At 59.0% G+C, this 12775-nt stretch carries 13 protein-coding genes and 1 tRNA gene; 13 read left to right on the top strand and 1 reads right to left on the bottom strand.

Translation table 11 applies throughout. The features are described 5' to 3' along the window. The first annotated feature begins 7 nt into the window (after window positions 1-7). The 11 genes from GLW01_RS06005 (at window position 8) to GLW01_RS05955 (ending at window position 10238) form a co-directional block, all read left to right on the top strand. Complete coding sequence (locus GLW01_RS06005; RefSeq protein WP_160898510.1) at window positions 8-2389, top strand: efflux RND transporter permease subunit; 2382 nt, start codon at window positions 8-10, stop codon at window positions 2387-2389. Window positions 2390-2538: 149 nt separating this feature from the next. Next, window positions 2539-4470: a threonine--tRNA ligase gene (gene thrS, locus GLW01_RS06000; protein WP_160898509.1), complete on the top strand. Its 1932-nt coding sequence runs from the start codon at window positions 2539-2541 to the stop codon at window positions 4468-4470. Beyond that, window positions 4434-5015, top strand: coding sequence for a translation initiation factor IF-3 (infC, locus tag GLW01_RS05995; protein ID WP_425356590.1), 582 nt, complete (start codon window positions 4434-4436; stop codon window positions 5013-5015). Before thrS ends, infC begins: the two co-directional genes overlap by 37 nt. A gap of 58 nt (window positions 5016-5073) precedes the next feature. Beyond that, window positions 5074-5265: a 50S ribosomal protein L35 gene (rpmI, locus tag GLW01_RS05990; RefSeq protein WP_095617772.1), complete on the top strand. Its 192-nt coding sequence runs from the start codon at window positions 5074-5076 to the stop codon at window positions 5263-5265. Between the two features lie 34 nt (window positions 5266-5299). Next, entirely contained in the window at window positions 5300-5659 is a 360-nt protein-coding gene (gene rplT / locus GLW01_RS05985; RefSeq protein ID WP_077528962.1) for a 50S ribosomal protein L20, read from the top strand. A 95-nt stretch (window positions 5660-5754) separates the two neighbouring features. Next, a complete protein-coding gene (pheS, locus tag GLW01_RS05980) occupies window positions 5755-6753 on the top strand; it encodes a phenylalanine--tRNA ligase subunit alpha (protein ID WP_160898508.1) in 999 nt (332 codons plus the stop codon). Between the two features lie 31 nt (window positions 6754-6784). Then, window positions 6785-9157, top strand: coding sequence for a phenylalanine--tRNA ligase subunit beta (pheT, locus tag GLW01_RS05975; protein ID WP_160898507.1), 2373 nt, complete (start codon window positions 6785-6787; stop codon window positions 9155-9157). A gap of 3 nt (window positions 9158-9160) precedes the next feature. Further along, a complete protein-coding gene (ihfA, locus tag GLW01_RS05970) occupies window positions 9161-9466 on the top strand; it encodes an integration host factor subunit alpha (protein WP_077528965.1) in 306 nt (101 codons plus the stop codon). Beyond that, entirely contained in the window at window positions 9444-9800 is a 357-nt protein-coding gene (locus GLW01_RS05965) for a MerR family transcriptional regulator (RefSeq protein WP_095617775.1), read from the top strand. Before ihfA ends, GLW01_RS05965 begins: the two co-directional genes overlap by 23 nt. An 80-nt stretch (window positions 9801-9880) precedes the next feature. Next, window positions 9881-10096, top strand: a complete 216-nt coding sequence (locus GLW01_RS05960; protein WP_160898506.1) for a hypothetical protein — start codon at window positions 9881-9883, stop codon at window positions 10094-10096. A 65-nt stretch (window positions 10097-10161) separates the two neighbouring features. Next, window positions 10162-10238: transfer RNA gene (locus GLW01_RS05955), tRNA-Pro, on the top strand. 305 nt (window positions 10239-10543) lie between these two features. On the opposite strand, the gene pyp is transcribed toward GLW01_RS05955, so the two are convergent. Next, a complete protein-coding gene (gene pyp, locus GLW01_RS05950) occupies window positions 10544-10936 on the bottom strand; it encodes a photoactive yellow protein (RefSeq protein ID WP_160898505.1) in 393 nt (130 codons plus the stop codon). A gap of 306 nt (window positions 10937-11242) precedes the next feature. Between pyp and GLW01_RS05945 the strand changes: the two genes are divergently transcribed. Both GLW01_RS05945 and GLW01_RS05940 read left to right on the top strand, forming a co-directional pair. Continuing rightward, window positions 11243-11752 carry a BLUF domain-containing protein gene (locus tag GLW01_RS05945; protein WP_160898504.1) on the top strand — a complete coding sequence of 170 codons (510 nt, stop codon included), beginning with the start codon at window positions 11243-11245 and terminating at the stop codon, window positions 11750-11752. 279 nt (window positions 11753-12031) lie between these two features. Beyond that, window positions 12032-12739 (top strand): hypothetical protein, encoded by a 708-nt coding sequence (locus GLW01_RS05940; protein ID WP_160898503.1) that lies wholly within the window; start codon window positions 12032-12034, stop codon window positions 12737-12739. Window positions 12740-12775: the final 36 nt, after the last annotated feature.

Here is a 12775-nt window from a genome sequence, read left to right as displayed (position 1 = left end):
TTACTGAATGTCTAACTGGAACTCCGACGGCGAGCGACGCGCTCCGTCCGCGGGCGCTGAGCCCATGATTGAGCGGCTGATTTTCAATAGCAGGCCGATCATCCTGATCGTCTTTCTCGCGCTGACCCTGTTTCTCGGCTACAACGCGGTGAAGATCCAGCCCGATGCCAGCTTCGAGCGGCTCATACCGCTGGAGCATCCCTACATCGTCAATATGATGGAGCACCGGGAGGATCTCTCGAATCTCGGTAACTTCGTGCGGATTGCCGTTGAGAACGAGGATGGCACCATTTTCGAAAAGGAGTACATGGAGACCCTGGAGAAGATCACGGACGAGGTCTTCTATCTCAATGGCGTCAATCGCTCCGGCCTGAAATCGCTCTGGACGCCCAACGTCCGGTGGCAGGAGGTGACCGAGGAGGGGTTCCAGGGCGGTACCGTCATACCGGACGACTATAACGGCTCCGAGGAGTCGCTGGACCAACTGCGGGACAACGTCCTGCGCTCCAGCACCATCGGGTCACTGGTAGCGGATGATTTCGAGTCCTCGATCATCTACGCGCCACTGCTTGAGCGCAACCCGGAAACGGGCGAACCCATCGATTACCGGAATTTCTCACGCCAGCTGGAGGAGAAGATCCGCCAGCAGTTTGAGGAACAGAACCCCAGCGTCGACATCCACATTGTCGGCTTCGCCAAACTGGTTGGCGACCTGATTGAGGGTATCGAGTCCGTCGCGCTGTTCGCGCTGATCACCATTGTGCTGACGACGGTGTTCCTGTTCTGGTATTCGCGCTGCATCGCCGGAACCGTGGTGCCGGTGATCGTCTCCATCATCGCGGTTTTCTGGCAGATGGGCATTCTGCGCCTGCTCGGCTATGGCCTGGATCCCTACTCGGTCCTGGTGCCATTCCTGGTGTTTGCCATCGGGATCAGTCACGGGGTGCAGGTGGTCAATGCCATGGCGCTGGAGGCGGCCAAGGGTTTTGACCCGCTGACCAGCGCCCGCCTAGCATTCCGATCCCTGTACATCCCGGGGATCGTGGCACTGGTGAGCGACGCCTTCGGTTTCCTGACGCTGCTGTTCATCGAGATCGACGTGATCCGGGATCTGGCGGTGGCGGCCGGCATCGGGGTGGCGGTGATCATCATCACCAACCTGGTCCTGCATCCGGTGATCATGTCCTACATCGGGATCACCAAGGGTGGCGTCAAGCATGTGCAGAACCACGAGGGTGGGGCGGACCGCAAGTGGCGTCTCATGTCCTACTTCGCCCATCCGGGCGTGGCGCCGGTTTCACTGCTGATCGCAGTGGTGGGCTTTGGTGTTGCCATGTACTACAAGCAGGATCTCAAGGTCGGGGACCTGGACCAGGGCGCCCCCGAACTGCGGCCTGACAGCCAGTACAACCAGGACAACCGCTTCATTGTGGACAACTACAGTCAGTCCGCGGACGTGCTGGTGGTCATGGTTGAGACACCCAGCGAGACCTGTACCGAGTATCCGGTGCTGCGTTCCCTGGACCGGCTCCAGTGGCGGCTGGCGAACACCGAAGGGGTGGAGTCGACCGGCTCGCTGGCGGATGTTTCCAAGATCGTGACCCGGGCGCTCAATGAGGGCAACTGGAACTGGTACGAGATATCCCGGAACCAGACCATCATCAATGCCTCCATCCGGCAGGCGCCGAGTGGCATGATCAACACCGATTGCAGCCTGACGCCGCTGGTGGCCTATCTCGACGATCACAAGGCAGAGACCCTGCGCCGCGTGACCGACGAGGTGGAGGACTTTGCGGATGAGTACAACAACGACCGGCACCGTTTCCTGCTGGGTGCGGGCAATGCTGGTGTTGAGGCTGCCACCAACGAGGTGATTGCCAGTGCCAAGAACAAGATGCTTCTGGCCGTCTACGGTGTGGTCTCGCTGCTTTGCCTGATCAGCTTCCGCTCCGTGCGGGCCGTGCTCTGTGTCATCCTGCCGCTGGGCCTGACCTCGATCATCGCCGAAGCCCTCATGGCCCAGGCCGGCATTGCCATCAAGGTCGCCACGCTGCCGGTCATCGCGCTGGGTGTGGGCATTGGTGTGGACTACGGTATCTATATGTTCAGCAAGCTGGAGCGCTTCCTGAAAGCAGGCTATCCGCTGCAGGAGGCCTACTTCGAGACGCTGCGCAGCACCGGCAAGGCCGTAGCCTTCACGGGCATCACACTGGCGCTGGGCGTGTTCACCTGGATGCTGTCGCCGATCAAGTTCCAGGCGGACATGGGCCTGCTGCTGACCTTCATGTTCCTCTGGAATATGGTCGGTGCCATCTGGCTGATGCCGGCTCTGGCGCGGTTCCTGCTCAAGCCGGAAAAGATTGCGGCGAAAGCAGGCAACGGCCCGTAATAGAACGGTTCTACGCAGGCAAGGGCCGCACGTGCCGCCGGATTCGTGGTGAATCCGGATGGCCGTGCGGCTTTTCCGTTGTTAGAATTCTCCGCTTACCAACATTCATGTGATCTTTCGTGGGGATCACCACTGACAGGAGCCTGTTTATGCCCGTGATTACCCTGCCGGACGGCAGTCAGCGCACTTTCGACCACCCCGTTACCGTCGAGGAAGTGGCCCGCAGCATCGGTACTGGTCTGGCCAAAGCCGCCGTGGTAGGCAAGGTTGATGGCCGGCTGGTGGATACCGGCTATACCATCGACGATGATGCGGAAGTGGCGATTGTGACGGACCGTGACCAGGAGGGCATTGAGGTGATCCGCCACTCCACGGCTCACCTGATGGCGCAGGCGGTTAAGGAACTCTTCCCGGACGCTCAGGTAACCATCGGCCCCGTGGTGGAAAACGGCTTCTACTACGACTTCAGGTATGACCGCCCCTTCACGCCGGACGATCTCGAAAAGATCGAAAAGCGGATGGAGGAGCTCGCGAAGCAGGACTTCCCCATTGAGCTGTCGTTCATGGACCGGGAAAGCGCGAAGGAGCTCTTTGACCGCATGGGGGAGGAGTACAAGGTCCGGATCATCGACGACATTCCGGGCGAGGAGCAGCTCTCCTTCTACAAGCAGGGCGAGTTCATCGACCTGTGCCGTGGTCCGCATGTGCCCAGCACAGGCCGTCTCGGAGCGTTCAAGCTGACCCGGGTTGCCGGAGCCTACTGGCGGGGTGATACTGACAATGAGCAGTTGCAGCGGATCTACGGCACCGCCTGGCCGGACAAGAAGCAGCTCAAGGCCTACCTCAAGCGTGTGGAGGAAGCGGAAAAGCGCGATCACCGCAAGGTGGGCAAGAAGCTGTCCCTCTTCCACATGCAGGAAGAGGCACCTGGTATGGTGTTCTGGCACCCCAAGGGGTGGACGGTCTATCAGCAGATTGAGCAGTACCTTCGGGCCAAGCTGCGGAAGCACGGTTACCAGGAAATCCGTACGCCGCAGATCGTATCGCGCACGCTCTGGGAGCAGTCCGGTCACTGGGAGAAGTTCCAGGACGACATGTTCACCACCGAGTCCGAGAAGTACGACTACGCGATTAAGCCCATGAACTGCCCCTGCCATGTGCAGGTGTTCAATCAGGGCCTGAAGAGCTACAAGGACCTGCCGCTGCGGCTGTCCGAGTTTGGCTCCTGTCACCGGAACGAGGCATCCGGCGCGCTTCATGGGCTGATGCGGGTGCGTGGTTTTACCCAGGATGACGCCCACATCTTCTGTGAGGAATCCCAGATCCAGAGTGAGGTGGCGGCGTTCATGGACCTGCTGCACGAGGTCTATCAGGACTTCGGTTTCCAGGAGATTCAGTATAAGCTCTCCACCCGCCCGGAAAAGCGGGTCGGTTCGGATGAAATCTGGGACAAGTCCGAGAAAGCGCTGGAGGAAGCGCTCAACAATGAAGGCGTTGAGTGGGAGCTGCTCCCCGGCGAGGGCGCCTTCTACGGGCCCAAGATCGAATTCTCACTGAAGGACTGTCTGGAGCGCGTCTGGCAGTGCGGCACCATTCAGGTGGACTTTGCCATGCCGGGCCGTCTGGGTGCCGAGTACGTGCCCAGGGACCAGGAGCAGGGGCGTCAGACGCCGGTGATGCTCCATCGAGCCATCCTCGGGTCGTTCGAGCGTTTCATCGGGATCCTGATCGAGGAATATGAGGGGGCATTCCCGCTCTGGCTGGCTCCGCTGCAGGTGGCGGTTCTGAATATCACGGACAATCAGGCCGATTACGCCAGCAATCTGGCGCTGAAGCTTGAGGAATCGGGCTTTCGCGCCCATGCTGACTTGAGAAACGAGAAAATCGGCTTTAAAATTCGCGAGCACACGATTGACAAGGTACCCTACCTGGTCGTGGTTGGCGATCAGGAAGTCGAGAAAGGCGAGGTGGCTGTCCGGACCCGCACTGGCGAGGATCTGGGTACCATGACTCTGGAGGAGCTCCAGGGCCGTCTGGAGACGGAATCCAAACGCAAGGGCAGAGTCGAAACGGAGACCTAACTATCAAAAAGTCGAACCCGCGTGGTGGGCGCAACCAGCGTCCACCGATCAACGAGAACATCGATGCATCCGAAGTTCGCCTGATCGATTCAGAAGGCAATCAAGTGGGTATCGTGCCTCTTGAAGAGGCGCTCGAAAAAGCCGCGGAGGTGGAGCTGGATCTGGTCCAGATGGCCTCAGACGCGGACCCCGTGGTCTGCAGGATCATGGATTATGGCAAGAAGCTGTTCGAGGAGAAGAAAGCCCGGGCAGCCGCCAAGAAGAAGCAGAAACAGATCCAGATCAAGGAAGTCAAATTCCGGCCTGGAACTGAAGAAGGGGATTATCAGGTCAAACTGCGCAACCTGATACGTTTCCTTGAGCAGGGGGACAAAGGCAAGGTCACCATCCGCTTCCGCGGACGTGAGATGGCCCACCAGGAAATCGGCATGCAGCTTATGCAGCGTGTGGAATCCGACATCGAGGAGCTGGCTCAGGTTGAGCAGCGGCCCAAGATGGAAGGTCGTCAGATGACCATGGTGGTTGCCCCCCGGAAGAAGAAATGACGGCCTCTCTGCGAGCCGTCATCCATCATTATCTGATACCGAATGCGGAGTAGTTGAAATGCCCAAGATGAAAACCAACAGCGGGGCGGCCAAGCGCTTCAAGAAGACGGCCAACGGCTTCAAGCGCAAGCAGTCGCATACCAGTCATATCCTGACCAAGAAGAGTCCCAAGCGGAAGCGTCAGCTTCGTGGTACGACTCAGGTGAACAAGAGCGACGAGGTTCATATCCGTCGCATGCTTCGTCAGTAAACCGTTTCAGGTCAGTAGATAAAAGGATTGGATTATGCCTCGCGTTAAACGTGGTGTGGTGGCGCGCCGTCGTCACAAAAAGGTTATGAAGCAGGCTAAGGGCTACTACGGTGCCCGGAGCCGTGTCTATCGTGTTGCGAAACAGGCGGTCATCAAGGCGAAGCAGTACGCCTATCGCGACCGCAAGCAGCGCAAGCGTCAGTTCCGTGCGCTGTGGATCGCCCGTATCAATGCCGGCGCGCGCGCCAACGGTCTGTCCTACAGCCGCCTGATCGCGGGCCTCAAGAAGGCCAACGTCGAGATTGATCGCAAGGTTCTGGCGGATCTGGCGATGAATGAAAAGCAGGCGTTTTCGGCAGTGGTGGAAAAGGCCAAGACCGCACTGGCGGCCTGAGCTCTTCATCGTCCGCTGAAACCGGCCCGTCAGGGCCCAACCTGGATCAGTAGGGGAAGAGCACGCTCTTCCCCTATTTTTTTGGAGTCCGTTGCATGGAGAACCTGGAATCCCTGCTCAAGCAGGGGCTGAACGCGGTTGAGGCGAGTACGGACCTGAAGCAGCTTGAACAGGTCCGCGTTGACTACCTGGGCAAGAAGGGGCATCTCACGGCCCTGCTCAAGACACTGGGCCAGCTCAGCGCCGAGGAGCGCCCGGCGGCGGGTCAGCGCATCAACCAGGCCAAGGAGCAGGTCCAGAACGCTATTGCCGAAAAGAAGGAACGGCTCGAAGCGGAGGCCATGGAGGCCCGGCTTGCTTCCGAATCCATCGACGTGACCCTGCCGGGGCGCGGGCGTGATGCGGGTGGTCTGCATCCGGTGACGCGCACGCTGCGCCGTATAGAGGCCATTTTCGGTGGTGCCGGTTATGAGGTGGCGGAAGGTCCTGAGATCGAGGACGACCACCATAACTTCGAGGCTCTGAACATTCCCGAGCACCACCCGGCCAGAGCCATGCACGACACCTTCTACTTCAATCCGGGCACGGTGCTGAGAACCCATACGTCGCCGGTACAGATCCGTACCATGGAGAATGGCGAGCCGCCGTTCCGTATGATCTGCCCGGGGCGTGTCTACCGCTGTGACTCGGATCTCACCCACACGCCCATGTTCCATCAGGTGGAAGGGCTTCTGGTGGATCGCCACGCCAGTTTCGCGGATCTCAAGAGCACCATCGAGGCGTTCCTGCGGGCGTTCTTTGAAGAGGACCTGGCGGTGCGTTTCCGTCCCTCCTATTTCCCCTTCACGGAACCTTCCGCCGAGGTGGACATTGAATGGGGCCGGGAAGCGGACGGCAGCACCAAGTGGCTGGAGGTCATGGGCTGCGGTGTGGTGCATCCCAGGGTATTCGAGAACTGTGGCGTGGACCCGGAACAGTGGTCCGGATTTGCCTTCGGCCTGGGCGTGGAGCGCCTGGCGATGCTGCGCTATGGCGTGACCGATCTGCGCCAGTTCTTTGAGAATGATCTGCGCTTCCTGCGCCAGTTCCGTTGAAGCCCGATTGGAATAAACAGGATTCAGACCGATGAAGTTCAGCGAACAGTGGTTGCGGGAATGGGTCAATCCCCGCATGAGCAGCAACGAACTGGTTGAGGCCATCACCATGGCCGGCCTGGAAGTGGATGAGGTTGAGCCGGTTGCCGGCGCCTTTGAGGGGGTCGTTGTCGGGGAAGTGACGGCGGTTGAGTCCCATCCAGAGGCGGACAAGCTGAGCCTCTGCCGGGTCTGGGATGGCCGGGAAACCCTGGATGTGGTCTGCGGGGCGCCCAACGTCCGGGTTGGCCTCAGGGCACCGCTGGCACGGCCCGGTGCCAGCCTGCCCGGAGGTATGGAAATCCGACGCACCGAGGTGCGGGGTCAGACGTCCAACGGCATGCTCTGCGCCGAATCGGAGCTGGCGCTCTCCGAAGCCAGCGAGGGCCTGATGGAGCTGCCCTCTGAAGCCGAACCCGGTGCGGATCTTCGCCAATGGCTGCAGCTGGACGATCAGAGCCTGGATGTGGATCTTACCCCGAACCGCAGCGACTGCCTTTCCATTCGTGGTGTGGCACGGGATCTCGGGGCATTGACCGAAGAGCCCTTTGAGGATCTGGTGCCCGACCCGGTTCCGGCCACGCATTCCGAGATTCCCTCCATCCGGGTGGACGCCGCCGCGGCCTGCCCGCGTTATGTCGGGCGCATCATCCGCAACGTGAATGTTGCCGTGGAAACGCCGGTCTGGATGAAGGAACGCCTGCGCCGCTCGGGGATCCGCAGCATCGACCCGGTGGTGGATGTCACCAATTACGTGATGCTTGAGCTGGGGCAGCCCATGCATGCCTTCGACCGCGCCCATGTACAGGGGGGCATCGTTGTGCGGATGGCCTCGGAAGGGGAGAAGCTGACCCTCCTGGATGGCCAGGAACTGACCCTGGGAACGGATAACCTGGTGATCGCGGATCACAGCAGGCCCGTAGCGCTGGCCGGTATCATGGGCGGTGAAGGCTCCGGTGTATCGGAACACACCCGGGATATTGTGCTTGAAAGCGCGTTCTTCGATCCGGTCAGGCTGGCGGGCAAGGCGCGCGCGCACGGTCTGCACACGGATTCCTCGCACCGCTTTGAGCGCGGCGTGGACTGGCGCCTGCAGCGGGCCGCCACCGAAAGGGCCACAGCGCTGCTGCTTTCCATTGTCGGTGGTGAACCGGGAGAAGTCATTGAGGTGGTGAGCGAGCAGCACCTGCCTGCCAAGCAGACCGTCCATCTGCGGGAAGAGCGGGTCAACGCGGTTCTGGGCATGACCATCGACCGCACCACCGCCGAGGAAATTCTTGCCCGGCTGGGGCTGCGGGTGGTGCATCTTTACCGCGATGGCTGGGAGGTGGAAGTCCCCAGCTTCCGTTTTGACATTGCTCTGGAAGTGGACCTGATCGAGGAGATCGGGCGCATCTATGGCTACAACCGCATGCCGGTCACCGAGCCCGAAGGACGCCTGCGTCTGCGCGCTGAGCCGGAATCCCGCCGGCCACTGGACCGGGTTCGTGATCATCTGGTGGCCCTGGGGTACCAGGAGGCCATTACCTACAGCTTCATCTCGCCGGAGCGGCAGAAGCAGGTAACCCCGAACGCGGAAGGCATTGAGCTGGCCAACCCCATTTCCGCCGACATGGCGGTCATGCGTTCCAGCCTCTGGCCCGGGCTGCTGGAGACTCTGGCGTATAACCAGAAACGCCAGCAGCACCGGGTGCGGCTGTTTGAGACCGGGCTCCGGTTTGAGCGCCAGGCGCAGGCCATTGAACAGGAGGGGATGCTGAGCGCATTGCTCAGTGGGCCGGTCGCCAGTGAGAACTGGGTCAACGGCAATCGGGAAGTGGACTTCTATGATGCCAAGGGTGACCTGGAATCCCTGGGGGCAATGCTGGGGCAGAGCTTCCGTTTCGCCCGTGAGCGCCATCCGGCGCTGCATCCGGGCCAGTCGGCGCGGGTCTACAGCGAGGGGCAGCCGGTGGGCTGGATCGGCACACTGCATCCGGGAATCCAGAAATCATTGGATCTGAATGGCAACGTCTGTCTTTATGAACTAAGCTTGGAAGCAGTTCTCAACGGGCATGTCCCTCATTTCAAAGCTTTTTCAAAATTTCCTGAAGTTCGCCGTGATTTGGCTATGCTTGTGGATGAGGAAACGGAATGGGCCGACGTTGAGAATGTAGCCCGGGAAGCGGCCGGGGAGCTGCTGACCGGGCTCAGGGTGTTCGACGTTTATCAGGGCGAACACGTGAAGGAAGGCTGCCGGAGCCTGGCACTGAGCCTGTTCTGGCAGCATCCGGAACGCACCCTGGGTGACGCTGAAGTCCAGGAACTGCTGGATGGCGTGACCAACGCACTGAGCACAAGGCTGGGCGCGCAGTTGAGGAGTTAGCGAATGGCAGCACTGACCAAGGCCGACATGGCAGAACGGCTCTATGAAGAGCTGGGGCTGAATAAGCGTGAAGCCAAGGAAATGGTGGAGGCGTTCTTCGGCGAAATCAGCGAGGCGCTGGGCCATAATGAGCAGGTCAAGCTCAGTGGCTTTGGCAACTTTGATTTACGGGACAAGCGTCAGCGCCCTGGCCGGAACCCCAAGACCGGGGAAGAGATCCCGATCAGCGCCCGGCGTGTCGTGACCTTCCGGCCCGGCCAGAAGCTCAAGCAGAAAGTGGAAGCTTATGCTGGAACCCAGCCACAATAACGAACTGCCGGCCATCCCGGGCAAACGCTACTTCACCATTGGTGAAGTAGCGGAACTGTGCTATGTGAAACCGCATGTGCTGCGTTACTGGGAGCAGGAGTTCCCGCAGCTCAACCCGGTCAAGCGGCGCGGTAACCGGCGTTACTATCAACGCGCGGACGTCCTCCTCATCCGCCAGATCCGGAGCCTTCTGTACGATCAGGGGTTCACCATCGGTGGTGCCAAGCAGAAGTTGAGCAGTGAAGACACCAAAGAAGAAGATACCCAGTACAAGCAGCTCATCCGCCAGATGATCACCGAACTGGAAGACGTTCTGAACGTTCTCAACACCTGAGGTCAGCTCACTGGCTTGAATTCGTCATCCGCCTTCCCTAATATGATTCATGAAAAATGAATCATATGGTGGCTGATCCGATGGAACGTTTTCTTCTCATCGCCAACAGTGCCCTGGCTCTTTGCCTCGTCGCCATCGGCATCTGTGTGCTCGTAGCCTATCCCTTCGCTGACTACATCAGCATGGTGGGCCAGATCGCTGCTCACGTTTCCATGCTTATCTTCGCGCTGGGCGTGAAGGTCTCCTACATTGCGCGGCTTGTGGCGCTGAAGGAATTGGGCAGAGCCCTGAACTGACCCCCTTTTATTTACCGGTTCCATCCGGTATTATTTGCACCGCTGTTCTGCAGCATTATTTGGGTCGGGGCGTGGCGCAGTTTGGTAGCGCGCTGCTCTGGGGGAGCAGAGGCCGCAGGTTCAAATCCTGCCGTCCCGACCAATTCCTATCTGATTATTCCAGCGCCTTAACAAAGCCTGCAGTCCTTCCATTACCGCCAGTACGTTTGTGGCGCCTTCAGGCTGTTTCGCCTTCGCAATTTCGCACTTATCTCCGTTCTGATTTGATCTACTTTGAGTACACAGTGGGTACCATCGGCTCTGGCGGGTTTCCAGTTTGTTGAACAAAGGATCTGCCGATTCGACGAGCAAGAGGCAGTATCGCTGTCTGGGAAGGTACACGGCACCGCCAACGCCCTGAGAGGACACTTCTGACAGGCGGCACCCAGATCATTAAACGGCGTTTCGTTACCTGTCGTCAGTAAGCTTGCGTTTGATGAACAGCCAGTATGTGTTGCTTTCGATCGCCTTGACCATGATTATCCTGACCTTAGTAGGCGTCATCTCGTGATCAAAAACATACTCGAACTGGGCATTGAAAGACCCTGTTCTGACGCCCTCGAAAAACCGCCCGGAAAACTCGTTGCTGCGCGTGCAGGGCGCTACATCGTCGAAGAAGTTTTTGCCGATAACGTCTTCCGGCTTCCGTCCGGTCAGGTCCGATTCTGCCTGGTTAAAGTTCAGGATGGTGCCTTTAGCGTCTAATTCAATGGCTCCAAACATCAGTTCGTTAACTTCTTTGTCGCTAATCCCGGACAGAGCATTCTGGAGGTCATCCGGTTCAAAACGCACTCTTTTCATAGCATAGGCCTTAAAGTTCCGGTCGTGACGTTACTGGGGAAACCCAATGGGCGATCCCTTTTCCCTGCTTTTGAGTACTGACTTTCCCCTGTCCAGTGAAAGGTACGGTTAGGCTTACGGGCATCTGCACGATTGAGTTCATTGCGTGATGGATCGGAATGCGGTGCGCTGGATTAGCCATTCCTGCGAAACCCACCATACTCAACCGAGCGATGATGTGATGGCATCCGCCACAGGCGGAGCAATCCGGATCCCGGGTTCCTGCGTAAAGTCATCCGGCGTTAACTACAATCCATGGGGGTGCGCGTGAGTAACGCAGCGTTGGTCCGTTTGAGCTATGCAAGTACTGCGACGTTTGAGCCTAATGAGGCTGGTGGCATTGAGGTCTCCGTCGGTCAGATCCTGGCCGAATCGCGCCGCAACAATAAAAAGCGTCGGATTGGTGGCGTGCTCCATTACGGTAACGGTTACTTCTTCCAGTGCCTTGAGGGTGAGCGGGAAGCGGTGGAGGAATGCTACCAGCGAATCAGTGGCGACAGCCGTCATCGGGATGTGCAGCGCCTTTCGTATACAGAAATCGATCGCCGTATGTTCCCGGATTGGTCGATGAAGTACCTGCCCGTGGAAACTGAAATTACCCGCCTTCTGAAGCGCCACAACACTGCGTTCAACCCTTACCAGTTCAGCGATTCGATGCTTGCGGAGCTTCTGGAGGCATGTGCGCGTGGCCATGATCCGAGCGACAGTGCTGATAAGGCGGGGAAAACAGCAGCCTCCAAACCCTCTCTCTGGAAGCGCCTTCTGGGCAAGGGCTGAACCCGCTGGAATTGTTCAATCCAAGTGGCTTATCCTATTAAAGTTGATGATCCTGACTGGTCCGTGCACTCACTTACTTCATGGGCCGACCTTCAGAGAGAGCCACCAATGGTGATTGAATCCAGCACTGAAGCCAGCGTGCGCGTTACTGAACCTGGGGAGCATGACGCAGGACGCCATTGTCCGGCCTGCGGGCACGAGCTGCCCCCTCTTGATTGCAGAGCACCCTGTCTTTGCCCGCGTTGCGGCTGTCATTGTTGTGAAGGAGCGGTCTGACCAATGGGCAACAACGAGGAGCTGATTCAATCGAAAGATGGTTCGGCCATTAAAGAGCGCGCAAGGCAGGGCGATAATGAGGCGCGTGTCGACTTTGCTGATCTGGTTCTGTATCGCGGTTATGAAGGAGCGCGGAAGCTGCTCCGCACAAAGCGGGCGACGCGGAAGAAAGCAATTGCCGATGCGCTGCGGTTGCTTGATCAGGCTGCCGATGCTGGGCATTTCCGGGCGCTGAGATTTCGCGCGCACATGAACCTTTATGGCGTCTCAGAGCCCGGCGCTGACCGCCTTATTCGCGAACAGGATTTTCGCGGCGCTGAGCGGGATTATAACGCGCTGCTATCCCATCCCCAGTGCTCGGACAGGGAACGCGGAGAATTCCATCTGCGGCTGGGAGAGGCGATACTGCATCACGACAGGGAGAAGGGGCACAACCGCAACGAGCAGGCTCTAACGCACCTGAGACAGGCAGTGGCCTATCCCGATCATGAGGCAGCAGCCAGACACATTCTGACGGGTGTTCTGTGGCGCCACTCAGCATACGAAGAAGCCGTTTCCCATGCCAGAAGCTGCTACGAGGATTATCCATGGGCTGCCATGATTCTGCACATGGCCTACAAGAATGGCCAAGGTGTTGAGGCTGATGCGGATCTGGCGGACTGGTACTACGACTACTGGGAAAAAACGAACCAGACACCAGAAGCGACCTAGAGGCTGTGTGTGCGCAATGGGCCCGGCGTCATCTGC

The organism is Vreelandella halophila, assembly GCF_009856365.1.
Taxonomy (GTDB): Bacteria; Pseudomonadota; Gammaproteobacteria; order Pseudomonadales; family Oleiphilaceae; genus Halospina; species Halospina utahensis_B.
Note: the sequence above shows the minus strand (reverse complement) of the source record. Positions and strands in the feature narration are given on the sequence as shown.

Coding starts and splice junctions, on each gene's coding strand:
- GLW01_RS06005 (WP_160898510.1), top strand. CDS start 8: ATGTCTAACTGGAACTCCGACGGCGAGCGACGCGCTCCGTCCGCGGGC.
- thrS (WP_160898509.1), top strand. CDS start 2,539: ATGCCCGTGATTACCCTGCCGGACGGCAGTCAGCGCACTTTCGACCAC.
- rpmI (WP_095617772.1), top strand. CDS start 5,074: ATGCCCAAGATGAAAACCAACAGCGGGGCGGCCAAGCGCTTCAAGAAG.
- rplT (WP_077528962.1), top strand. CDS start 5,300: ATGCCTCGCGTTAAACGTGGTGTGGTGGCGCGCCGTCGTCACAAAAAG.
- pheS (WP_160898508.1), top strand. CDS start 5,755: ATGGAGAACCTGGAATCCCTGCTCAAGCAGGGGCTGAACGCGGTTGAG.
- pheT (WP_160898507.1), top strand. CDS start 6,785: ATGAAGTTCAGCGAACAGTGGTTGCGGGAATGGGTCAATCCCCGCATG.
- ihfA (WP_077528965.1), top strand. CDS start 9,161: ATGGCAGCACTGACCAAGGCCGACATGGCAGAACGGCTCTATGAAGAG.
- GLW01_RS05965 (WP_095617775.1), top strand. CDS start 9,444: ATGCTGGAACCCAGCCACAATAACGAACTGCCGGCCATCCCGGGCAAA.
- GLW01_RS05960 (WP_160898506.1), top strand. CDS start 9,881: ATGGAACGTTTTCTTCTCATCGCCAACAGTGCCCTGGCTCTTTGCCTC.
- pyp (WP_160898505.1), bottom strand. CDS start 10,936: ATGAAAAGAGTGCGTTTTGAACCGGATGACCTCCAGAATGCTCTGTCC.
- GLW01_RS05940 (WP_160898503.1), top strand. CDS start 12,032: ATGGGCAACAACGAGGAGCTGATTCAATCGAAAGATGGTTCGGCCATT.